We start from the raw sequence: 21,450 nt of genomic DNA on the forward strand, positions 1-21,450 counted from the left end.
GCGGCGAGGGCGAGGGCGCGTAGGTCGAAGTTGTCGGCGTGGGCGGTGGCGGTGATGGTGTCGGCGGCGTGTTGGGGGAGGGTGCCGAGGCGGGCCTGGGCGCGGGCGAGGGCGGCTTCGGCGTCGAGCATGGCCTGCAGCCAGGCGTGGTCGCTGACGGCGGCTTCGACGGGGGTGCCGGCCCGCACGGGGGAGAGCAGGCCGGCATCGGTCAGGAATTCCGGGGTTCCGGTCATGCGATCGCTCCGATCGAGGTGGTGATCGAGGTGGTGACAGCCGTGCGCGCGGGCACTCCTGGCGGAGTGTCAGCGGCCGGCGCCAGGGACAGCACAGCACGGGCGATGGCGTCCGAATCGCCCAGGGTCACCGAGTCCACGCCCGGCCGGATCCCGGCCGCCGTCACCCAGTGCACGCCCTCGGTCGGCACCCCGTAGGCGAACCGGCGCGGGTGCGCCAGGCCCTGCGCGTCCAGCAACCGGTACGGGCGCCGGGTGACGGCCAGCCCGCCGCAGTGGTGGTCGCCGATCCGGTACGCGGCGCACTGCCCGGTCTCCAGCAGGTGCCGCAGCAGCGGATCCTCGGTGCGCAGCAGGTCGGGCTCGGGCAGCCGGGCCTCGATCAGCACCGAGGCCCGTACCTCGTCGGGAACCAGCCGGGAGCGGGCCACGAACGCCGGCCGCCCGGTGTCGATGCCGACCTCCAGGCCGGGGCCGGTGAGTTCCAGCAGGCCGCACTCGACCAGGGCCCGCAGCTGCTCGATCCGGGCCACCGGCGGGCCGATCGACAGGAACGCGTTCAGCGGGGTGTACCAGCGCTCCAACTCGTCGCGGTGGGAGTCGCCGCGCAGGCCGCCGTGGTCGACCGCGAGCCGGATCTCGTTGCGCAGGTCGCGCAGCACGTCCAGGGCCGCCTTCAGCGGGCCGTCGACGTTGCCGGCCCTGGCCTCGCGGATGTCGCGGTCCAGGTGGTCCAGCAGCCAGCCGCGCAGGCCCGCCCGGTCGGCGAAGCCCTCGGCGGGGAACGGGTCGGCGAGCCGCTGCCAGCTCCACCGGTCGGCGGGGGCCACCCGGTGGTCGTCCAGCAGCCGCTGTCGCGCGGGCTCGTCCGGCGCGGTCAGCCAGCGCTCGCCGAGGGCCGCGCCCTCGGCCGCCCGGCCGCGCGACTCCAGCAACGTGCGGTAGTAGACGCTCTGCACCTCTGCGGATATCAGCGGCCACAGGTCGGTTCCGAAGCCGGCCGGCTCCCCGCCGTCGCCGCGCCGGCGCAGCGCGGCGAGGTACCGGGGCGTCAGCAGGCGCGGGAGGTGGCGGCCGTGCGCGCCCTTCTGGTTCTCGCCGCGGGCGTGGTACGGCACGCCGCGGCGGGAGCCGGCCCACAGCCGGGGCTCCCGCCCGGACGGCCGGTAGACCAGCCGGCCCCCGGCGCGCTCGAAGGCGCCGCCGCGGCCGAGGGTGAACAGCGCGAGGTAGTCGAAGAAGTTCAGCCCGAGCCCGCGCAGCAGCACGCGCTCGCCGGCGCCGATCCCGTCGAGGTCCACCTCGGCGGGGTTGGCCGGGCCGAGGTGGCGCAGACCGTGCTGCCGGGCGAGCGCCGCCTCCTCCCGCTCGCGCGGGGTGGGCCGGGCGGGCAGGTGGCCCTGGGCGAGGACCACGGCGGCCAGGCCGTCGAGCCGCCGGCCGTCCGCCAGACCGACGCTCTGCGGGCGATCGGCGTCGCGGCCGGCGCGGCCGCCGCGGGCCCCGGCGGTGTCGGTGAGCGGGACGGCGGTGTCGGTGAGCGAGACGGCGGTGTCGGTGAGCGAGACGGCGCGGGTGCGATGGGTCAGGACGGTGAGGTGCGCGGGCGCGTTCGCGACGATCCGCCGGAAGCACTCCCGCAGGTAGCGGCCGTAGAAGGCACGGGTCGGGTAGCGGTCGGGCCCGAGCGAGCGGGCCTCGGCGAGGGTCTCCCGGTCCGCCGGGTGCCCGGCCCCGGCAACCTCCCCGGCCCACTCGTACAGGCTCGGCCCGGGCTCGATCGGACCGTCGATGCGGACGCTGTCGTCGGTGTACACGGTGATCTGCGAGGCGACGGTGTTCATCAGCAGCTGCGGCGACTGGTCGGTCCGCCAGACCCGCCCGGCTCCGGGCTCCGCCGGGTCGACCAGGTGGACGGTGAGCGAGGCGCAGCTCGGCGACCTCCGCTCGTGCGCGCACAGCCGTTCCAGTACGGACAGGCCGCGTGGGCCCGCCCCGACGATGCAGACGACGAGGTCCGCCGGAGTGCTCATGGGTGGTCTCCATCCTTGGGCCGTGCGTGAGGGTGCCCGGCGCCGGCCGGCCGGTCGGGGGCGGGAGCCGGGTGCGTAGACCAAGGTGGATCAAGTGGAGCTGCTTAGTCGATACTTGACGCAAACTCAGATGGAGCGAAGTGCCCGGTACCTCGTACCGTGGCGGATGGCTGACCCTGCGTCACGGGGAGGCCCCGCGGGAGCCGCGGCGGCGGCGCAGGCGGCGGCGCAGGGGGCGGATCGGGCGGGTTGGGGTGAAACCCGGCCGTACCCCAGCGCTGTTCGACACAATTCACTCGGCCCTGGACCGCCGCCCGGCGGCCGGGTCGTGGCGACGGGTGTGGGGGAGAGCGAGCGATGGTGACTGCGCAGGGCCCGGAGATCCACCGGGCGCCGGGGCTGCCGGCCGAGCTGGTCGACGGCTGGCGCGAGCTGGTGGCGGGGGATCCGGCGGGCTCCTGGTTCATGACGCCCGAGTGGGTGCTCGCCTGGTGGGAGACGCTCGGTGCGGACCTGCCCCCGGGTGCGGCCGAGGTGGCGATCTGGCGCGGGCCGACGGGTCGGGTGGCGGCGGTGGTGCCGCTGCTGCACACCCGCGAACGGCTGCACCCGCGGCTGCCGCTGGCCGCCCCGGTGCTCACCGCGCTCGGCTCCGGCCCGGGCGCGGCCGACCACTGCGGCTTCCCGGTCGGCGCCGAACTTCGCCAGGAGGTAAGGGAGTTCCTGGCCGACCGGGCCCGGCGGAGCACCCTGTGGCTGCCCGACCTGGATCCGGAGCAGCGCGATCTGCTGCCGCCGGGCGCCCGCCGGGTGGCCCGGGCCACCTGCCCGCGGACCGACCTCGCCGGCGGGTTCGACGCGGTCGGCTCCCGCCAGTTCCGGGCGAACCTGCGCCGCTACGGCCGCAAGCTGGCCGCCGCCGGGGTGACCTTCCGCTGGGTGCCGCCGAAGGAGGCCGGCCCGGAGCTGCTGGACACCGTGCTGCGGCTGCACCAGGTGCGCCGCGCGGCGATGGGCAAGGCGACCACCTTCGACGAACGCCGTCGCGCGCTGCACGCCCGGGTGCTGGAGCGCTCGGCCGCCGCCGACCCCGAGCAGGGGCCGGCCTTCCTGCTCGCGGAGCGCGGCGAACAGGTCGTCGGCGTGCTCTACGGCTTCCGCTGGGGCGCGGGCTTCGCCTACTACCAGATCGGCTGGGAGCCGGAGTTGGCCGAGCTGCGGCTCGGTACGGCGGTGATCGCCGAGGCGGTGCGGGCCTGCGCCGAGCAGGGGCTGGCGACCTTCGACTTCCTGCGCGGCACCGAGCCGTACAAGTACCGCTTCGACGCCGTGGACCGCTACGACGAATCCTGGCTGGTGCCGCGGGGCGGCGCCGGGGTGCTGCTCGGGCTCAAGCACTCGCTCAAGGAGCGGAGGTCGGCCGGGCACTGACCCCCGGCAGTTGTGCAACTAGTTGCATAAGGCTCCCCGGCGCCCTACCGTGAGGCACGCGACCACGGACCAGGAGGCGTCGGATGACCGCGTACCCCCATCTGCTCAGCCCGCTCGACCTGGGCTTCACCACCCTGCCCAACCGGGTGGTGATGGGCTCGATGCACGTCGGCCTGGAGGAGGCGGAGCACGGCTTCGAGCGGATGGCCGCCTTCTACGCCGCCCGTGCCCGCGGCGGCGTCGGCCTGATCGTCACCGGCGGCATCGCCCCGAACGAGGCGGGCCGGCCGTGGTCGGGCGGCGCCAAGCTGACCACCGAGGCCGAGGCCGACGAGCACCGGGCGGTCACCGCGGCCGTGCACCGTGAGGGCGGCCGGATCGCCCTGCAGCTGCTGCACTTCGGCCGCTACGCCTACCACCCCGACCTGGTCGCCCCGAGCGCGCTGCAGGCGCCGATCAGCCCGTTCGCGCCGCGCGAGCTCACCGGCGAGGAGGTCGAACGGACCATCGAGGACTTCGCCGACGCGGCCGCGCTGGCCCAGCGGGCCGGGTACGACGGGGTCGAGATCATGGGCTCCGAGGGCTATCTGATCAACGAGTTCACCGCCGCCTGCACCAACCTCCGCGAGGACCGCTGGGGCGGCCCGTTCGAGCACCGGATGCGCTTCCCGGTGGAGATCGTCCGCCGGGTGCGCGAGCGGGTCGGGCCCGGGTTCATCCTGATCTACCGGCTCTCGATGCTCGACCTGGTGCCCGGCGGCTCCACCCTGGAGGAGGTGGTCGCGCTGGCCCGGGCCGTCGAGGCGGCCGGCGCGACGATCATCAACACCGGCATCGGCTGGCACGAGGCGCGGATCCCCACCATCGCCACCTCGGTGCCGCGCGGCGCCTGGAGCTGGGTGACCGGGCGGGTGATGGGCTCGGTCTCGATCCCGCTGGTGACCAGCAACCGGATCAACACCCCGGAGCTCGCCGAGCAGCTGCTCGCCGAGGGCCGGGCCGACCTGGTCTCGCTGGCCCGCCCGCTGCTGGCCGACCCCGACTTCGTCGCCAAGGCCCGGGCGGCCGAGGCCGACACCATCAACACCTGCATCGGCTGCAACCAGGCCTGCCTGGACCACACCTTCAGCGGGCGGATCACCTCCTGCCTGGTCAACCCCAGGGCCTGCCACGAGACCGAGCTGGTGCTCGGCCCGACCCGCCGCCGCAAGCGGATCGGCGTGGTCGGGGCGGGCCCCGCCGGACTCGCCCTCGCGGTCACGGCGGCCGAGCGCGGCCACGCCGTCACCCTGTACGACAGCGCCGCCACCATCGGCGGCCAGCTCAACCTTGCCCGGCAGGTGCCGGGCAAGGAGGAGTTCGACGAGACCCTGCGGTACTTCCGCCGGCAGCTGGAGATCCACGGCGTCGAGCTCAGGCTCGCCACCACGGCCACCGCCGCGGCGCTCGACGCCGAGGGTTACGACGAGCTGGTGCTCGCCACCGGCGTCACCCCGCGGACCCCGGACATCCCCGGCGTCGACCACCCCAGCGTGCTCAGCTACCTGGACGTGCTGGGCGGGCGGGCCGAGGTCGGGCAGCGGGTCGCGGTGATCGGCGCCGGCGGCATCGGCTTCGACGTCGCCGAGTACCTGACCGACCCGAGCAAGGGGGCGAGCCTGGACGCGGCCGCCTTCTTCGAGCAGTGGGGCGTGGACACCGAGTACCGGTCGGCGGGCGCGCTGCGCACCCCCGTCCGCCGACCGGCCGCCCGGACCGTCCACCTGGTGCAGCGCTCCACCACCAAGGTCGGTGCGGGGCTCGGCAAGACCACCGGCTGGATCCACCGCACCGAACTGCGCCACCGCGGCGTGCAGATGGTGGCCGGGGCGGCCTACCGGCGGATCGACGACCAGGGCCTGCACCTCACCGTCGACGGCGAGCCGCGCCTGCTGGAGGTCGACTCCGTGGTGCTCTGCGCCGGTCAGGAGCCGCGCCGCGACCTGTACGAGGAGCTGCGCGCGCTCGGCCGCGACCCGCACCTGATCGGCGGCGCCGACCTGGCCGCCGAGCTCGACGCCAAGCGGGCCATCGACCAGGGCACCCGCCTCGCGGCGACGCTCTGAGGCTGCGGCGGGTCCGTAGGATGCGCTCCTGTCGAGTCAGTCCCAGGAGAGGGCCCGCCACCCCATGTCGCTGCCGCACGCCATCCTCACCGCCCTGCTGGAGAAGCCGTCCTCGGGGCTGGAGCTGACGCGCCGTTTCGACCGGTCGATCGGCTACTTCTGGTCCGCCACCCACCAGCAGATCTACCGCGAGCTGGGCCGGCTGGAGGAGTCCGGGCTGATCCGGGAGCTGCCGCACGAGGCCGCGGCCCGCGGCGGCCGCAAGGAGTACGAGGTGCTGCCGGCCGGTCGGGCCGAGCTGGTGGGCTGGGTGGCCGAGCAGCAGGACCCCAAGCCGGTCCGCGACGCCCTGCTGCTGCGGCTGCGGGCCGCCGCGACGGTCGGCGCGGCCGGTCTGGACACCGAGCTCGCCCGCCATCTCGGCCTGCACCGGGCCCAGTTGGCGGAGTACCGGGAGATCGAGCGGCGGGACTTCCCGGCCGACTCGGCGGAGCGGGAGAACCGCCTGCAGCACCTGGTGCTGCAGGCGGGGATCAAGCTGGAGGCCTTCTGGGTCGAGTGGCTGACCGAGGCCGCCGCGGTGCTGGAGCGGCCCGACTGAGCGGCCGACCGGGTGGTCCCGCCCCCGGCCCCGAGCTCCCCGCGCTGCGGCCCGGGCGGGCCCGAGCCTAGCCTGGGAGGAAGATCGGCCCCACGGCGCGGGAGGCAGCATGACGACGGAACCCCAGGCGGAGCCCCAGGTCACCGACAACCCGGCGGCCTCCCGGTTCGAGATCCGGCTGGCGGCGGACGACGCCGAGCCGGCCGGGTTCGTGGAGTACCACCTCTCCGGCGGCGAGATCGCCTTCCTGCACACCGAGACCGGCCCCGGCCACGAGGGGCAGGGCCTGGCCGCGACCCTGGTCCGGGCCGCGCTCGACTCCGCCCGGCGCAGGCAGCTCGCGGTGCTGCCGTACTGCCCGTTCGTGCGGGTGTGGATCGCCCGGAACCGGGAGTACACCGATCTGGTCCCGGTCGACCGCAGGGTCCGCTTCGACCTCTGAAGCCCTGCGCCGCCGACGGGTTGACGGTCGATCGGGCAAGGAGGAAGTACCCGGCGGGGGCGGCGGCCCGGCGGGTATGGTCCGGGGCCATGACATTCTCGATCGTGGCCCGGTCCGGTAGCGCCTTCGGCGTGGCGGTGGCGAGCAGGTTCCTGGCGGCCGGATCGGTCGTCCCGGCCGCCGACGCCGCCGCCGGTGCGCTGGCCACCCAGGCCTGGGCCAACCTGGCCTACCGTCCGCAGGGCCTGACGATGCTGCGCACCGGCGCCGCGCCCGCCGAGGTGGTGGCCGCCCTGACCGCCGCCGACGGGGTACGGGCCGAGCGCCAGCTGGGCGTGGTCGGCCCGGCCGGCGACGGCGCGACCTACACCGGCGAGGAGTGCCTGCCCTGGGCCGGCGGAGTGGTCGGTGACGGGTACGCCATCCAGGGCAACATCCTCACCGGGCCCGAGGTGGTGCACGCGATGGAGGCCGCCTGGCTGGCCGGCGCGGGCCGGCCGCTGGCCGACCGGCTGGTGGCGGTGCTGGTCGCGGGGGACGCGGCGGGCGGCGACCGCCGCGGCCGGCAGAGCGCCGCGCTGCACGTGGTGGAGCCGGGGCGGGGCTTCGCCGGCTTCGGCGACGTCTCGCACGACCTGCGGGTCGACGACCACCCGGACCCGGTGGCCGAGCTGGGCCGCCTGCTCGGCGTCCACGAGCTGCTGTTCGGGGCCACCGAACCCGCGGCCCTGCTGGAGCTGACCGCCGAGCTGGCCGCCGAGGTGAGCGCCCGGCTCACCGTGCTGGGCCACGACTCGCTGGACCACTGGGCCGGGATGGAGAACATCGAGGGCCGCCTGGTCGGGGGCGCGCTGGACCCGGTGCTGCTGAGCCATCTGCGCACCGTCTCGGACCTGGCCGAGGGCGCCGCGGGCGACTGAGCGCCCACCTGCGGGTGGATCGGGGCGCGGGGGTCGGCCGGTGTCCCGGCGGGCGCCGGTTGGGAAGACGATCGTCGGTCAGGAAGGACCCGGCGTCCCGCCGGGAGGCGGAGTCCGGATGGCCGACGGGCCGACCCCCTCGCCATCATCATGCTGGAGCATTCACTACGCTATTGCAAGTAATAGGCAATAGTGTGGCTTCGGCATGATCGACACCGTTGAAAGGGGCCGTGTCCCGATGGGCACCTACTCGCTTCCCGACCTTCCGTACGACTACTCCGCGCTCGAGGCCGCGATGTCCGCGGAGATCCTGGAGCTGCACCACTCCAAGCACCACGCCGCCTACGTCAAGGGCGCCAACGACACCATCGAGCAGCTGGCCGAGGCCCGCGACAAGGAGCAGTTCGGCGGCCTGGTGGGGCTGCAGAAGACCCTCGCCTTCCACCTGTCCGGCCACGTCCTGCACTCGCTGTTCTGGGAGAACCTCTCCCCGGACGGCGGCGACCGCCCCGACGGCGCCCTCGGTGACGCCATCGAGGAGCACTTCGGCGGCTTCGAGGCGTTCAGGAAGCAGCTCACCACCGCCACCGTCGGCGTCCAGGGCTCCGGCTGGGGCATCCTGTCCTGGGAGCCGCTCGGCAAGCGCCTGATCGTCGAGCAGGTCTACGACCACCACGGCAACGTCGGCCAGGGCACCACCCCGCTGCTCGCCTTCGACGCCTGGGAGCACGCCTACTACCTGCAGTACAAGAACGTCCGTCCGGACTACGTCACCAGGCTCTGGGACGTCGTCAACTGGAACGACGTGGCCGCCCGCTTCACCGCCGCCAAGGGCGTCTGACGGCCCGGTCGGCGGGGCGCCCGCGCGGCGGCGCCCCGCCGACCGGTCACAGCCGCTCGGCCGGCAGCGCCTGGTACTCCTCGCGCAGCCGGGCCAGCACCGGGTGGTCGGGGTCGAAGCCCACGCCGTCGATCTGCGCGATCGGGCGGACGCCGAACCCGGCGTTGGTGGCGAAGGCGGCCTCGAACCGGCCGAGCCCGCCGACGGTCACCGGCTCCGTGCGCTGCGGGCCGCCGTGGGCGCGGGCGAGCAGCGCCGCGGTGATCCCGGGCAGCTGGTCGGCTTCGGGGGCCACCAGGTGCCGGCCGTCGTGGAAGAGGATGTTCCAGGTCGCGCCCTCGCAGACCACCCCGCCCGGGCCGGTGAGCAGGGCGTCGTCGAACCCGGCCAGCTGGGCCAGCCGCCGCTGGTGCAGCAGGCCGAACAGGCCGGTGTGCTTGACCTGCGGCAGCTCGCGCCGGTACTCGACGCTCCGCACCCGCAGCGGCGGCAGGGTGGTGGTGGCGGCGGCCGGCCGGGTGGTCACCAGCAGCTGCGGATCGGCGCGCGCGCCGGGGCGCTCCAGCGCCAGCCCGGGGTCGAAGACGGTGACCCTGGCGGTCACCGGGGCCGAGGCGTCCGCGACGGCCGCGCGCAGCCGGGTGCGGACCTGCTCCGGGTCGAGCTCGGCGCCGAACACCAGGCGGCAGTCCCGTACCAGCCGGGCCAGGTGCAGCTCCAGCCCGCGCACCCGCCCGTCGGCCACCCGCAGGGTGGTGAAGTGGCCGTAGTTGGTCAGGGCCAGCGCCGCGACCTGCCGGACCTGGGCGGGCTCCCCGTTCAGCTCGATCATGACCGACAGTCTGTCAGGCGGCCGGTCCGCCGGGGGGCCGGTTCGCGCCGGGGCCCCGGCCGGCTCAGCTGACGATGGAGAAGCTGAGCCAGTGCTCGCTCGCGTCCTCGACCGAGGTGTTGGTGGCCAGGTAGAAGGTCTCGGCCCCCTGCGGGTCCGTACAGTCCGGGCCGTGGTGCAGGACCACGTCGGCCAGCAGGTTGTTGCGCACCGCCGTCACGCCCTGGCCGAACCCGTGGCAGGTGCCGGAGAGCGGGCTGGTGAGCTTCTGCACGGTGGTGCCGTCGGTCGCCGTGATGGTGCCGATCGGCGGGTCCGAGCAGCCGGCCAGGGTGAGCGACAGCGCGGCTGCGCCGACGAGGGCGGTGAGCGACCTGGGGACGGCCATGGCGAAGTCTCCAATACCAGGTGTGGATTTCGTGAGCAACGGGTCGAAAGATACCCTGCCGACCGGTAGATCCACAGCTGGAACAGAACTTGATGGCGTGTCCCGGACCATAATTGACGACGCGTCAGGAATCATGGCGCGGTCATGGCGGCGCGCAACCGGGCGGCGGTGTCGGCCGCCTGGGCCTCGTCCCGGTAGCGGCCGCGCGGCCAGAAGAAGCCGCGCAGCCCGTCCTTGCGGTTCCGCGGCACCACATGGACATGGAGGTGCGGGACCGACTGGCTGACCCGGTTGTTGGCCGCCACGAAACTGCCGGCCGCCGCCATCCCGGACTCGACCGCGAGGGTCACCCGCTGCACCCGGGAGAAGAACGGGCCGACCTGTGCCGCGGGCAGGTCGGTCACCGTCTCCAGGTGCTCCCGGGGGACCACCAGGACGTGCCCGGGGAAGAGCGGCCGGTGGTCCAGGAAGGCCACCGCCACCTCGTCCTCCAGCACCCGGTGGGCGGGTACCCGCCCCGCGATCACGTCGCAGAAGATGCACTCCACGGGCCGATTGTCACCCCGGCCGGGCCGTCAGCCCCGCCAGACGGGGCCGGTGGCCAGGGCGATCAGCTGATCGGTGCTCAGCGCCGGGCTGCCCGGGCCGGCGTTCCAGATCCGGTCACCGTTGAACTCGCCGACCGTCACCAGGGTGCCGTCCGGGTGCAGCGCCTCGACGTTCCAGTGCAGGGCGGGATCGGAACTGCCCTTGCTCGCGCCCGTCACCCGGACGATCACGGCCGTGCCGTCCGGGGTGCGGGTGACCGGATCGGAGCCGCCGCTGTCCAGGAAGAACGCCCGCGGGTCGGCCAGGTCGTCCGCCCGCCAGTGCGGGGTGACCGAGACCGTCAGGGTGCTGGTCCGGCCGTCCAGGGTGACCGGGAAGTGGGCCGTGCCCGCGCTCTCCTGCGCGCCGCCGTCCGCCGCCTCCGCGCCGGCCGGCAGCTGGCGCTCGGCCCGCTCCAGCACCTCGGCCGCGGGCGGCAGCGGGGCCGGGGTGCGGGTGACCGGAGCGGTCGGCCGGGGCGTCGGGGGGCCGATGAACTCCTCGAACAGCGGGTCCCACAGGCCGCTGGTCACCAGGGCGGCGAGCTGCTCCTCGTTCAGCGGGGGGTTCTCCCGGCTGAACGGGACGCCCGTGGTGCGCGAGTTCGTCTCGTCCACCCGGACGTGGCGCCCGTCCGTACCGGTGTAGATCGCGGTCCAGGTCTTGGCCATGTACTCGTTGCGCTGCCCGAACTTCTCGATCAGCAGCACCGAGCCGTCCGGCCGGACCGTCCGGGTGCAGCTCTCGACCGGCTCGTCGAAGGAGTCCGTGCACTGCGTGCCGCCGGTGCGCCCGGTGATCGGCAGCGCGACCCGGTCGGTGTTCAGGCTGATCATCGCGGCGCCTCGGCCGTCGTCGAAGATCACCGAGGCCACCGGACCGGCCTCCGGCGGCGACACCTCGCCGATACCGAACCCCCGGCCCTCCACCACCTGGCCGGTCGGCAGCAGCGAGGTCATGGTCCGGAGCATGAAGTCCCCGGTGATCCGGTCGGACCTCGGCCGGCCCGCGGGGGAGTACGGCCCGTGGGTGGCCACGCCCACCACCGTCACCCCGGCCAGCGCCAGCACACCGGCGCCGGCGGCCAGCAGGCTGCGCCGCCGCTGCCGCCGCCGGTACCCGATCCGCACCGCGGCGCGGGCCAGCACGTCCCCCGGCCGGTCGGGTGCCAGGTCGGCGGCGCCCCTGAGGGCATGGCTGAAGTCTTCCTCGAAAGTCATGGTCGGTCCCTTGGTTCCAGGTCGGGCGGAGATCGGCGTCGGCCGGGGTCGGTGAAGGCCGTGGGCGGGTCAGGAGCCGGAGAGCTCTTCCAGCTCCTCGCCGAGCGCGGCGCGCATCCGGGCCAGCGCCCGGCTGCTGCGCGAGCGCACGGCGGTGGAGCTGAGCCGCAGCGCCGCCGCGGTCTCCTCCACGCTGCGGTCCTCCCAGTAGCGCAGCACCAGGACGGCCCGGTCCGGCGCGGGCAACTCCCCGAGCGCCTGCAGCAGCGTCAGGCGCAGGGCCGGATCCGCCGCCACGGCGGCCACCTCGGTGAAGTGGTCGGTCACCCGCTCGGTGCTGCTGCGCCGCCTCCGGTGCGACAGGAAGGCGTTCACCAGCGTCGTCTGCGCGTACGCGGCCGGGTTGTCGAGGCGGGATATCCGCCGCCACTTCAGATAGATCCTCGCCAGGCTCTCCTGCACCAGGTCCTCGGCGAGGTACTCGTCACCGCCGGTCAGCAGGTACGCGGTCCGGATCAGGTGACGCCCCCGTGCCGCAGCGAACTCCAGGAAGTCCAGCGGCTTCGGCGGCGCCGAACTCTTCGTCGTTGTGCGGTCCATACCCTTCCAACGCGGTGGCACCGGGATCCTGTCGCAGCCCGGTCCGGCGGAGCCCGGCCGGCCACCCGACGGGCCGTCACCGCTGCGGACCACAGCGCAGGCGGCCCACCGGCCCCGGTGTGAGGATGCGAGCGTGACCACCACCAGCGAGAGGGACCCGGCCGCCCCGCAGGCGGCGCCGCCCGTGCTCGACCGGCGGCAGCGCAACATCGTCTTCGGCACCATCATGCTGGGCATGCTGCTGGCGGCGCTGGACCAGACGATCGTCGGCACCGCGCTGCCCACCATCGTCGCCGACCTCGGCGGGGCCGCCCACATGTCCTGGGTGGTGACCTCCTACCTGCTCGCCGAGACCGTCACCACGGCGCTGGTCGGCAAGTTCGGCGACCTGTTCGGGCGCAAGCTGGTCTTCCAGGTGTCGGCGATCGTCTTCATCACCGGCTCCTTCTTCTGCGGCCTGGCGACCAACATGTCGCTGCTGATCGGCTGGCGGGCGCTGCAGGGCGTCGGCGCCGGCGGCCTGATGGTCACCGCCATGGCGCTGATCGCCGACGTCATCCCGCTGCGCGAGCGCGGCAAGTACCAGGGCGCGATCGGCGCGGTCTTCGGCGTCGCCACGGTGATCGGCCCGCTGCTGGGCGGCCTGTTCACCGACCACCTGACGTGGCGCTGGGCGTTCTACGTCAACGTCCCGATCGCCGTGCTGGTGGTGATCGCGGCGGCCCGCAACATCCCCTCGGTGCGGTCGGCGGCCCGCCCGGTGATCGACTACCTGGGCATCGCCCTGGTCGCCGTCGGCGCCAGCTCGCTGATCCTCGCCACCAGCTGGGGCGGCAACGAGTACGCCTGGGGCTCGGCGACCATCATCGGCCTGTTCGTGCTCGGGGTGCTCGCGCTGGCGGCGTTCTGCCTGGTGGAGACGCGGGCCGCCGAGCCGATGCTGCCGATGCGACTGTTCCGCAACCCGGTCTTCACGGTCTGCTCGGTGCTCAGCTTCATCGTCGGCTTCGCGATGCTCGGCGCGCTCACCTTCCTGCCCACCTTCCTCCAGTACGTGGACGGCGACTCCGCCACCGTCTCCGGCGTACGGACCCTGCCGATGGTGTTCGGTCTGCTGATCGCCTCGGTCTTCAGCGGCAACGTGGTCTCCCGGACCGGCCGCTACCGGATCTTCCCGATCATCGGCTCGCTGGTGATGGCCCTCGGGCTGTACCTGCTGTCGCGGATGGACGCGGACACCGGCGCCGGCCTGGCCTCGCTCTACATGTTCGTCCTCGGCACCGGCATCGGCCTGTGCATGCAGGTGCTGACCATCGCCGTGCAGAACACCGTCGACTACGCCGACCTGGGGACGGCCACCTCCGGGGTCACCTTCTTCCGCACCCTGGGCAGCTCCTTCGGCACCGCCGTGTTCGGCACCATCTACGCCAGCGCCCTGCGGACCAATCTGGCCGACGGGGTGGCCGCGGCCGCGCGGCTCGGCGGCGACCCCGCGGCGCTGGCCACGGCGGCGGGCAGCCCGGAGGGCCTGCACGGCCTGCCCGCCGAGCAGGCGGCCCCGATCGTCGACGCCTACGCCGACACCCTGCACACCGTCTTCCTCTGGACGGTGCCGGTGGCCCTGCTCGGCTTCGTGGTGGCGCTGTTCCTCAAGCAGGTCAAGCTCCGGGACTCGGCCCGGGCCACCTCCACCGACATGGGGGAGGGCTTCGCCTCGCCGACCGGCGGCGACTCGGCCCGCCTGCTGGAGCTCTCGGTCGGCTCGATCCTGCGCCGCACCGACCTGGACACCGCCCGGGACCTGCTCCGCTCCTCCGGCTCCCACCTCGACATCGCGGGCGCCTGGGCGGTCATGCAGGTCGAACTGTTCACCCGGTCGGTCGGACACGCCAACCTCAACCTGGTCGCCGCCCGCCGCCGGCTCCCGCCCGAGGTGCTGGAGCCGGTCTTCGAGCGGATGGTGACGGAGGGCTACCTCACCCGCGAGGGCACCTTCTTCGCCCACAGCGCCGCCGGGCGCCAGCAGGCCGACGCCCTCAACGAGGCCTGGGCCGGCTGGCTCAACGCGGAGCTGGAGAAGGACCGCGGCCGCCCGCGCAGCAGCGAACTGCGCGCCGCCGTGGACGCCATCGCCAAGCGGCTCATCCTGGAGGACCTGGTGGAGGGCCTCCCCGAGGGCCACCGGGCCAAGGCCGTCGGAGCCGCGGCGGAGCGGGGGTAGCCGCGCCCGGGACGCCGCGGCGCCACGTCGGCGCCGTCAGCGGCGCAGGAAGTCCACCTCCGGGTAGCCGGGCGAGGGCCGGTCCAGCAGGGGCGCCGGCCCGCTCGGGGCCGGCGCCGGCGGCCGCTCGACGGCCGCGACGGGGCCGGCCAGGAGCACGGACAGGGCGGCAGCGTGCCGCAGCAGCTTCCTTGGCATACCGGCCACGGTAGGGGTGCGGCGGCCGGACGGGCGCCCGCCGCAGGGACGAGCCGGTCCGCCGCCAGGAGGAGAAGTCCCCTATTCCTTAAGGGAGTTGACCCGTCATCAGCTAATGCGCAGCGCGGCCGCGGCCGCACCGACCAGGCCGGCATCGGTGCCGAGCTGCGCCCGGTGCACCCGAAGCCCGCGGGCGAACGGCAGCGCGGCGAAGGTGTCGAGGTGCCGGGCGAGCGGGTCGAACAGCACCGGGCCGCACTGGGCCACCCCGCCGCCGATCACCACCACCTCGATCTCCACCAGCGTGGCCGTCGCGGCGACGGCGGCCGCCAGCGCCCGCGCGGCCCGGTCGAAGGCGGCCAGCGCCACCGTGTCGCCGGCCCGGGCCGCCTCGGCGACGGCGGCCGCCGAGGTGTCCGCCCCCGCTGCCCGCCAGCCGTGCGAGAGCGCGTAGCGGGCGATCGCCGTGCCGCTGGCCAGACCCTCGACGCAGCCGACGCTCCCGCACGGGCAGGGCTCGCCGTCCAGATCCACGCTGATGTGGCCGATGTGGCCCGCGTTGCCGGTCAGGCCCGCGTGCACCCGACCGTCCAGGATCAGGCCGCCGCCGACCCCGGTCGACACCACCATGCACAGCGCGCTGCGGTAGCCGGCCGCGGCGCCCAGCCAGTGCTCGGCCTCGGCGATCGCCGTCCCGTCGCCGATCAGGGTGACCGGCACCGTGACGGCCTCGTGCCCGCCGACCAGCTCGACCAGCGGGAAGCCGCGCCAGGCCGGGATGTTCACCGGACTGACCGTGCCCGCCGAGACGTCCACCGGCCCGGCGCTGCCGATCCCGAGCGCCGTGACCTCGGGCCAGCGCGGGTCGGTCGCCAGTTCGTCCACCAGGTCCAGCACCGTCTTCAGCACGACCTCGGCCCCGGCCCGCGCCGGGGTCGGCCGCTGGGCGCGGGCGGTCAGCGTGCCCCGCGCGTCCACCAGCGCGGCGGCGACCTTCGTCCCACCGATGTCCACGGCCGCCACCAGGCGCCCCGCCTCGCCACCCGCCACTGTCGCCACCTTCCGCCCACGGCCCCGCCGAGCCCGGGCCACCGGCCCGCCACGCTACCGCGCGAGCGGCCCGCAGCCGGCTCGGCCCCGCGTCCCTCGCGCCGCACCGGGCCCGAGCGCCCGGGCCGCGGGCGTGACCACGCGGCCCGCCCCGCCGTCAGTCGTCGATCGCCTGGTAGGCGAGGGTGCGGAAGTCCTGGGCGATCGGCGGCGGCGCGGGGCTGGTCCAGGAGGCCTGGGTGAGCAGCAGCAGGGTCAGGTCCTCGCGGGGGTCGGCGGTCCAGCAGGTGCCGAGGCCGCCGTCCCAGCCGTACGAGCCGACCGAGCCGGTCAGGCCGGTGCGGGCGGTGGTGACGCCCAGGCCGAAGCCCCAGCCGAAGGTGTCGAACTGGTCCGGCACCAGGCCCGAGGCGGCCTTCTGGGCGGGGGTCAGCTGGTCGGCGGTCATCAGCTCGACGGCGGGTCGGGAGAGCACCCGGCGGCCGGCGTGCCGGCCGAGGCCGAGCATCATCCGGCTGAAGGCGAGGTAGTCGTCGGCGGTGGAGACCAGCCCCGCGCCGCCGGAGGGGAAGGCCGGCGGGCGGCTCCAGCTGCCGCCGGCGGCCGGGTCGTACGGGTTGAGCGCGCCGGACTCCGGGTCGGTCAGGTAGCTGGTGGCCAGCCGGTCGATCCGGTCGGCGGGGACGCTGAAAGCGGTGTCGCGCATGCCCAGCGGTTCGAGGATCCGCTCGCGCAGGACCTCCTCCAGCGGGCGGCCGGCGGCTCGGGCGAGCAGGACGCCGGTCAGCTCGGCGCCGGTGTGGTACATCCAGCGCTCGCCGGGCTGGTGGAGCAGCGGGAGAGTGGCGAAGCGGCGCAGCCACTCGTCCGGCGCCGGGTCCTTGGACGGGTCGGGCGGGCCGACGTACAGCCCGCTGTCGAGGATGGCCCGCTGCACGGGGTAGCTGCCGGGCGGGGCCATCAGGGCGCCGAAGCCCAGCCGGAAGGTGAGCAGGTCGCGCAGGGTGATGGGCCGTCGGGCGGGCTCGGTGTCCTCGACCGGTCCGTCCAGGGCCCGCAGCACCCGGCGGTCGGCCAGCTCGGGCAGCAGGGCGTCCACCGGATCGTCCAGGCGCAGCCGGCCCTCCTCGACCAGGGCCATCGCGGCGGCGGCGACCACGGGCTTGGTCATCGAGGAGATCCGGAAGATGCTGTCGCGCCGCATCGGCTCGTCGCCGCCCGCTTCGAGGGTGCCGTGCACCTCGATGTGCACATGGCCGCGCCGCTGCACCACGGCGACCAGTCCGGGCACCTCGCCCCGCTCGACGTAGCCGGCCAGCACCCCGCGCAGGCGGGCGAGCCGCGCCTCGGACAGTCCGCCGTCACTCATCTGCCGCACGCTCCTTCGCCGGTGGCCGCTGGGAACGAGTCTCCGGTCCGGGGGCCGGGCGTGCCACCCGGCGCTCTCCCGCACCGGCCCGGGCGGGAGGTCAGTCGTCGGCGGCGCGGAGCACGACCAGCGGGTGGGCCTGGTCCGCGCCGTGCACCTGGACGGTGACGCGCTGCCCGCCGCTCTCGCGGACGGCCTCGGTGAAGCCGCCGCCGGCCGGCACGCCGCAGCCGGTCACCGGCTCGGCGTGCGGTGCGGGCGAAGGGGCCGGCAGGCCGCCGGAGGCCAGGAACTCGCGCAGCCCGTCCGGTGTGGTGCGGAAGGTCGCCAGCAGGCCGTACTCGTTGAACGGGCCCTGCACCATGTCGTGCCGCACCTCGGCGGTGTCCATCGGCAGGGTGAGGCCGAAGTAGCCGATCGACTGGTCCAGCACGTGGAAGGAGGACGAGCAGGCGCTCGCGTCCTTGCCCTCGCCGGGCGCGGGCGCCAGCAGGCCGGAGTACGCCACGACCACGACCGCCCACCCCACCACGATCGGCGCCAGGCAGCCGAGTACGACGGCCTTCCCGCCCCAGCGGCTCCCCTTGCGTTCCGACACGGCGGTCACTCTGCCCGAACGGGTGTGCGGCGGGCAAACCCGGCCGGGTTCAGCCCGCCGGGCCGGCGAAGCCGAGCGGGTCGGCGGTGATGCCGAAGACCTGACGCAGCGCCCGGCCGGCCGCGTGCAGGCCGGACATCCCGTGCACGCCGGGGCCGGGCGGGGTGGCGGCGGAGCAGAGGTAGAGGCCGGGCAGCGGGGTGGCGTACGGATCCAGGGCGGGCACCGGGCGCAGCAGGGTCTGGCGCAGGGTCATGGCTCCCGCGCCGATGTCCCCGCCGACGTCGTTGGCGTTGTAGACGGCCAGGTCGGCGGCGGTGGTGGTGTGCCGGGCCAGCACCAGGTCGCGGAAGCCGGGGGCGAAGCGCTCGATCTGGGCGGTGACCGCCTCGCCGGCGTCGACGGTGGAGCCGTGCGGCACGTGGGCGTAGCTGTCCAGGGTGTGCCGGCCGGCGGGGGCGCGGGTGTCGTCGACCACGCCGGGCTGGACGGCGAGGACGAAGGGGCGTTCGGCGTGCCGGCCGGCGGCGATCTCCCGTTCGGCGAGCATCGTCTGCTCCTGGGTGCCGGACAGGTGCAGGGTGCCGGCCCGGGCGCAGTCGGGGTCGCGCCAGGGCACCGGGCCGCCGAGCGCGAAGTCGACCTTGCAGGCGCCCGCGCCGTAGCGGTAGCCGCGCAGCCGGCGGGCGTAGCGCTCGGGCAGTCGGCGGCCGGCGATCCGCAGCAGTCCGGTGGGCGAGGTGTCCAGCAGCACCGCCCGGGCGAGCGGGAGGTCGGCCAGCGAGCCGACCGGGTGGCCGGTGACGATCCGTCCGCCCCGCCGGGTCAGCTCCTCGGCCATCGCGTCGACGACGCTCTGGCTGCCGCCGCGCGGGACGGGCCAGCCGACGGCGTGCGCGAGGGTGCCCAGCAGCAGGCCGGCGCCGGCCGGGGCGAGCTCGCGCGGCGGCCGGACGGCGTGCGCGGCGACCCCGGCGAACAGGGCCCGGGCGGCCGGCCCGCGGAACCGGGCGCCCCGGGCGGGGGAGCCCAACTCGGCCGTCCGCAGCAGCAGCCGCAGGGTGGTGAGCGGGTCGGCCGGCGGGCGGCGCTGGTCCGAGAGCACGGCGGCGACCAGGCCCTGCCAGCGTTCCACCAGCGGGCCGAACACGGCGCGCCAGGCGGCGCCGTCCCGGCCGAGGCCGGCCGCGGTGCGCTCCAGATCGCGCCAGGCCAGGGCGGCCGGGGCGCCGTCCAGCGGCTGGGCGTAGGCGATCTCGGGCTGCAGCAGCTCGACCCGCCGGGCCAGCCCGAAGGCCCGGAAGAACGGCGCGGCGAGGGCCATCGGGTGGGCCGCCGAGCAGGCGTCGTGCCGGTAGCCGGGCAGCGTCGACTCGGCCGTCCGGGCGCCGCCGCCGACGGTGCCGGCGGCCTCGTGCAGTTCGACCCGCAGGCCGGCCCCGGCCAGCACGAGGGCGGCGGCCAGCCCGTTCGGGCCGGCGCCCACCACCACGGCGTCCGCCTCGCCGTTCGACCGGTTGCCGATCATGCCGTCTCCTCCGCCGCGGGGTGTGGCCCCACCCTCTCAGGCGGTGCGCAGCGAGGTGGTGGCGCGGACCGCCCGGGCCGTGCTGGTGGCCCGGAAGCGGTGGTAGGCGGCGAGGTCGAACCGGCCGGCCCGGGGCGCCAGCACGGTGGCGGCGGAGAGCGCGACCGCGTCGGGCAGCACGGCGGGCCAGCCGGCGCCGCCGGCCAGGCCGGCGGCGATCGCGGCCACCGCGGAGTCGCCCGCGCCGGTCGGGTTGCCGCTGACGGTGGCGGGCGGGACGCAGCTCCAGGCGCCGTCCTCGGCGAGCGCGAACAGCCCGTCGGGCCCGAGCGAGGCGACCACCGCCCCGGCGCCCCTGGCCCGCAGTTCGGCCGCCGCCGAGGCGACGTCGGACAGGCCGGTGGCGGCCAGCAGTTCGGCGGCATTGGGCTTGACCACGCTCGGGCCGGCGGCCAGGGCGCCGGTCAGGGCCGGCCCGTCGGCGTCCAGGACGGTCGGCACGCGGTGCCGGCGGGCCAGCGCGACCAGCTCGGCGTAGGCGTCCTCGGGGAGGCCGCGCGGCAGGCTGCCGGCGAGCACCAGCACCCCGGCCGCGGGCAGCAGCCGGTCCACCGCGGCCAGCAGGGCGGCCCACTCCGCCGCGGCCAGCTCGGGCCCTGGTTCGTTGAACACAGTGGCGTCCGCGGGGTCGACCACCGCTACCGTCCGGCGGGTCTCGCCGGCGATCGGCACGGCGGTGAACGGGAGTCCTGCTTCGGTCAGCTCGGCCGCCACCGCGGCGCCGGTGGCACCGCCCAGGGGCAGCACGCCGTGGGCGCTGCGGCCGAGCGCGGCCAGCACCCGGGCGACGTTCACCCCCTTGCCGCCGGCCTGGGCGGCGGCCTCGGTGACCCGGTGGGTGCTGTGCGGGCGGAGCTCGGGGACGGTGTAGGTCAGGTCGAGTGCCGGGTTCGGCGTGACGATCAGGATCACGGCTGCTGACTCCCCATGGAGTGACGGTTTCTGTGCGATGAGCGGTCTCTTCGAGCAGATTCAATCACTCACTTGAGCAGTCGCGACAGCCTTCGGTCGGCCAGCATCCGGCCGCCGGTCTGGCAGGTCGGGCAGTACTGGAGCGAGGAGTCGGCGAAGTTGACGGACCGTACGGTGTCCCCGCAGCGCGGGCAGCGCTCCCCGGCCCGCCCGTGCACCGCCAGCCCCGCCTTCTTCTCCGCCTTCAGGGCGTCCGCCGCCCCGACCGCGCGGGCTCGCTCCAGGGCCTCGGTCAGCACCTCGCGGACCGCCGTGAACAGCCGCGCCAGCTGTTCCTCGTCGAGCGCGGCGGCCAGCGCGTACGGGGAGAGCCGGGCCGCGTGCAGGATCTCGTCCGAGTAGGCGTTGCCGATCCCGGCCAGCACGCTCTGGTCGGTGAGCAGGGTCTTCAGCCGCCTGCGGACGCCGGCGGTGCGGGCGGCCAGCGCGGCCGGGGTGAACTCCTCGCCCAGCGGGTCCGCGCCGAGCCGGGCCACCCCGGGCACCGCCTGCGGGTCCCGCACCACGTACGCGGCCAGCCGCTTGGTGGTGCCCTGCTCGGTCACCTCGAAGCCCGATCCGTCGTCCAGCACCAGCCGCAGGGCGAGCGGTCCGTGGCCGGGGCGGCGGGCCGGCGGCCGGTCCGGGAAGGAGGTCCGGTGCCGGATCCAGCCGGCCCGGGCCAGGTGCAGCACCAGGTGCAGGCCGTCGGCGGTGGCCAGGTCGAGGAACTTGCCGTGCCGCCCGACCTCCCTGACGGCCTGTCCGTGCAGGGCGTGCACGGGCGGGTCGAAGGTCTTCAGCACCTGCACCGACAGGACGTCCAACCGGGTGAGGGTGCGGCCGGCGCAGTCGGCGGTCATGCGCTCGGCGAGGGCTTGGACTTCGGGAAGCTCCGGCACAGCGCCAGTCTCGCCCGCGACCGGCCGGGCGGCCACCGCTGTCCGCGGGGGGACGTATCGGGCATCACCGGGCGGGAAGGTATCGTACGGCCGTCACAGTGACACTCGACTGGAGGAACAGGCCAGATGGACATCGACACGGCCAAGGCGGTCTTCACCCGCTTCGACCTCGACGGCGACGGGCACATCTCGCCGGAGGAGTACTCCAAGGTCATGGCGGAGATGGGCGACCCGTACATCACCGTGCCCAAGGCCCAGGCGCTGATCAAGGACGCGGACACCAGCCGGGACGGCCTGCTGTCCTTCGACGAGTTCTGGGCGATCCAGGCTCGCTGA

Annotated in this window: 21 protein-coding genes and 1 pseudogene; 8 read left to right on the plus strand and 14 right to left on the minus strand. The window is 75.1% G+C overall.

The genetic code is table 11. From position 1 onward, the window contains the following. Positions 1–236: pseudogene (locus tag AB0K43_RS00005) on the minus strand (3-carboxy-cis,cis-muconate cycloisomerase); the annotation flags it as partial. Beyond that, complete coding sequence (locus tag AB0K43_RS00010) at positions 233–2,269, minus strand: FAD/NAD(P)-binding protein (protein ID WP_363634247.1); 2,037 nt, start codon at positions 2,267–2,269, stop codon at positions 233–235. The pseudogene AB0K43_RS00005 and the gene AB0K43_RS00010, both read right to left, overlap by 4 nt. A 357-nt stretch (positions 2,270–2,626) precedes the next feature. Between AB0K43_RS00010 and AB0K43_RS00015 the strand changes: the two genes are divergently transcribed. From AB0K43_RS00015 to AB0K43_RS00040, 6 genes are all read left to right on the plus strand, one after another. Continuing rightward, the gene (locus AB0K43_RS00015) at positions 2,627–3,700 is read left to right on the plus strand and encodes a GNAT family N-acetyltransferase (RefSeq protein ID WP_363634248.1); all 1,074 of its coding nucleotides are present in this window, start codon (positions 2,627–2,629) and stop codon (positions 3,698–3,700) included. An 83-nt stretch (positions 3,701–3,783) separates the two neighbouring features. Then, entirely contained in the window at positions 3,784–5,805 is a 2,022-nt protein-coding gene (locus AB0K43_RS00020) for an NADPH-dependent 2,4-dienoyl-CoA reductase (RefSeq protein ID WP_363634249.1), read from the plus strand. A gap of 64 nt (positions 5,806–5,869) precedes the next feature. Continuing rightward, entirely contained in the window at positions 5,870–6,406 is a 537-nt protein-coding gene (locus tag AB0K43_RS00025; RefSeq protein ID WP_363634250.1) for a PadR family transcriptional regulator, read from the plus strand. A gap of 109 nt (positions 6,407–6,515) precedes the next feature. Then, positions 6,516–6,848 (plus strand): GNAT family N-acetyltransferase, encoded by a 333-nt coding sequence (locus AB0K43_RS00030; protein ID WP_363634251.1) that lies wholly within the window; start codon positions 6,516–6,518, stop codon positions 6,846–6,848. 89 nt (positions 6,849–6,937) lie between these two features. After that, on the plus strand, positions 6,938–7,768 hold the full coding sequence (locus AB0K43_RS00035; RefSeq protein ID WP_363634252.1) for a DUF1028 domain-containing protein: 831 nt from the start codon (positions 6,938–6,940) through the stop codon (positions 7,766–7,768). A gap of 238 nt (positions 7,769–8,006) precedes the next feature. Continuing rightward, complete coding sequence (locus AB0K43_RS00040) at positions 8,007–8,609, plus strand: superoxide dismutase (RefSeq protein WP_363634253.1); 603 nt, start codon at positions 8,007–8,009, stop codon at positions 8,607–8,609. 46 nt (positions 8,610–8,655) lie between these two features. Here AB0K43_RS00040 and AB0K43_RS00045 read toward each other — a convergent pair whose 3' ends face one another. From AB0K43_RS00045 to AB0K43_RS00065, 5 genes are all read right to left on the minus strand, one after another. Next, positions 8,656–9,441, minus strand: a complete 786-nt coding sequence (locus AB0K43_RS00045) for an aminotransferase class IV family protein (protein WP_363634254.1) — start codon at positions 9,439–9,441, stop codon at positions 8,656–8,658. A 64-nt stretch (positions 9,442–9,505) separates the two neighbouring features. Next, positions 9,506–9,829, minus strand: coding sequence for a hypothetical protein (locus tag AB0K43_RS00050; protein WP_363634255.1), 324 nt, complete (start codon positions 9,827–9,829; stop codon positions 9,506–9,508). 131 nt (positions 9,830–9,960) lie between these two features. Beyond that, positions 9,961–10,377 (minus strand): HIT family protein, encoded by a 417-nt coding sequence (locus AB0K43_RS00055; protein ID WP_363634256.1) that lies wholly within the window; start codon positions 10,375–10,377, stop codon positions 9,961–9,963. A gap of 27 nt (positions 10,378–10,404) precedes the next feature. Further along, positions 10,405–11,637 (minus strand): hypothetical protein, encoded by a 1,233-nt coding sequence (locus AB0K43_RS00060; protein ID WP_363634257.1) that lies wholly within the window; start codon positions 11,635–11,637, stop codon positions 10,405–10,407. A gap of 69 nt (positions 11,638–11,706) precedes the next feature. Continuing rightward, on the minus strand, positions 11,707–12,237 hold the full coding sequence (locus AB0K43_RS00065) for a SigE family RNA polymerase sigma factor (protein ID WP_363634258.1): 531 nt from the start codon (positions 12,235–12,237) through the stop codon (positions 11,707–11,709). A gap of 133 nt (positions 12,238–12,370) precedes the next feature. Here AB0K43_RS00065 and AB0K43_RS00070 point away from each other — a divergent pair, with 133 nt between their 5' ends. Beyond that, positions 12,371–14,458 carry an MDR family MFS transporter gene (locus AB0K43_RS00070; RefSeq protein WP_363634259.1) on the plus strand — a complete coding sequence of 696 codons (2,088 nt, stop codon included), beginning with the start codon at positions 12,371–12,373 and terminating at the stop codon, positions 14,456–14,458. Between the two features lie 36 nt (positions 14,459–14,494). On the opposite strand, the gene AB0K43_RS00075 is transcribed toward AB0K43_RS00070, so the two are convergent. The 7 genes from AB0K43_RS00075 to AB0K43_RS00105 form a co-directional block, all read right to left on the minus strand. Continuing rightward, positions 14,495–14,656 carry a hypothetical protein gene (locus AB0K43_RS00075; RefSeq protein WP_363634260.1) on the minus strand — a complete coding sequence of 54 codons (162 nt, stop codon included), beginning with the start codon at positions 14,654–14,656 and terminating at the stop codon, positions 14,495–14,497. Positions 14,657–14,764: 108 nt separating this feature from the next. Further along, complete coding sequence (locus AB0K43_RS00080; RefSeq protein WP_363634261.1) at positions 14,765–15,706, minus strand: ROK family protein; 942 nt, start codon at positions 15,704–15,706, stop codon at positions 14,765–14,767. A 157-nt stretch (positions 15,707–15,863) separates the two neighbouring features. Then, positions 15,864–17,075 (minus strand): serine hydrolase domain-containing protein, encoded by a 1,212-nt coding sequence (locus AB0K43_RS00085; RefSeq protein ID WP_363634262.1) that lies wholly within the window; start codon positions 17,073–17,075, stop codon positions 15,864–15,866. A 100-nt stretch (positions 17,076–17,175) separates the two neighbouring features. Beyond that, positions 17,176–17,673, minus strand: coding sequence for a hypothetical protein (locus tag AB0K43_RS00090; RefSeq protein ID WP_363634263.1), 498 nt, complete (start codon positions 17,671–17,673; stop codon positions 17,176–17,178). Positions 17,674–17,722: 49 nt separating this feature from the next. Next, positions 17,723–19,201, minus strand: a complete 1,479-nt coding sequence (locus tag AB0K43_RS00095; RefSeq protein ID WP_363634264.1) for an NAD(P)/FAD-dependent oxidoreductase — start codon at positions 19,199–19,201, stop codon at positions 17,723–17,725. 36 nt (positions 19,202–19,237) lie between these two features. After that, positions 19,238–20,173, minus strand: a complete 936-nt coding sequence (locus AB0K43_RS00100; RefSeq protein ID WP_363634265.1) for a hexose kinase — start codon at positions 20,171–20,173, stop codon at positions 19,238–19,240. Between the two features lie 68 nt (positions 20,174–20,241). Continuing rightward, a complete protein-coding gene (locus AB0K43_RS00105) occupies positions 20,242–21,114 on the minus strand; it encodes a DNA-formamidopyrimidine glycosylase family protein (protein WP_363634266.1) in 873 nt (290 codons plus the stop codon). 126 nt (positions 21,115–21,240) lie between these two features. Here AB0K43_RS00105 and AB0K43_RS00110 point away from each other — a divergent pair, with 126 nt between their 5' ends. Next, positions 21,241–21,450 (plus strand): EF-hand domain-containing protein, encoded by a 210-nt coding sequence (locus tag AB0K43_RS00110; protein WP_363634267.1) that lies wholly within the window; start codon positions 21,241–21,243, stop codon positions 21,448–21,450.

It is taken from the genome of Kitasatospora sp. NPDC049258, from assembly GCF_040678895.1.
GTDB lineage: Bacteria > Actinomycetota > Actinomycetes > Streptomycetales > Streptomycetaceae > Kitasatospora.

Coding starts and splice junctions, on each gene's coding strand:
- AB0K43_RS00010 (WP_363634247.1), bottom strand. CDS start 2,269: ATGAGCACTCCGGCGGACCTCGTCGTCTGCATCGTCGGGGCGGGCCCA.
- AB0K43_RS00015 (WP_363634248.1), top strand. CDS start 2,627: ATGGTGACTGCGCAGGGCCCGGAGATCCACCGGGCGCCGGGGCTGCCG.
- AB0K43_RS00020 (WP_363634249.1), top strand. CDS start 3,784: ATGACCGCGTACCCCCATCTGCTCAGCCCGCTCGACCTGGGCTTCACC.
- AB0K43_RS00025 (WP_363634250.1), top strand. CDS start 5,870: ATGTCGCTGCCGCACGCCATCCTCACCGCCCTGCTGGAGAAGCCGTCC.
- AB0K43_RS00030 (WP_363634251.1), top strand. CDS start 6,516: ATGACGACGGAACCCCAGGCGGAGCCCCAGGTCACCGACAACCCGGCG.
- AB0K43_RS00035 (WP_363634252.1), top strand. CDS start 6,938: ATGACATTCTCGATCGTGGCCCGGTCCGGTAGCGCCTTCGGCGTGGCG.
- AB0K43_RS00040 (WP_363634253.1), top strand. CDS start 8,007: ATGGGCACCTACTCGCTTCCCGACCTTCCGTACGACTACTCCGCGCTC.
- AB0K43_RS00045 (WP_363634254.1), bottom strand. CDS start 9,441: ATGATCGAGCTGAACGGGGAGCCCGCCCAGGTCCGGCAGGTCGCGGCG.
- AB0K43_RS00050 (WP_363634255.1), bottom strand. CDS start 9,829: ATGGCCGTCCCCAGGTCGCTCACCGCCCTCGTCGGCGCAGCCGCGCTG.
- AB0K43_RS00060 (WP_363634257.1), bottom strand. CDS start 11,637: ATGACTTTCGAGGAAGACTTCAGCCATGCCCTCAGGGGCGCCGCCGAC.
- AB0K43_RS00065 (WP_363634258.1), bottom strand. CDS start 12,237: ATGGACCGCACAACGACGAAGAGTTCGGCGCCGCCGAAGCCGCTGGAC.
- AB0K43_RS00075 (WP_363634260.1), bottom strand. CDS start 14,656: ATGCCAAGGAAGCTGCTGCGGCACGCTGCCGCCCTGTCCGTGCTCCTG.
- AB0K43_RS00085 (WP_363634262.1), bottom strand. CDS start 17,075: ATGAGTGACGGCGGACTGTCCGAGGCGCGGCTCGCCCGCCTGCGCGGG.
- AB0K43_RS00095 (WP_363634264.1), bottom strand. CDS start 19,201: ATGATCGGCAACCGGTCGAACGGCGAGGCGGACGCCGTGGTGGTGGGC.
- AB0K43_RS00110 (WP_363634267.1), top strand. CDS start 21,241: ATGGACATCGACACGGCCAAGGCGGTCTTCACCCGCTTCGACCTCGAC.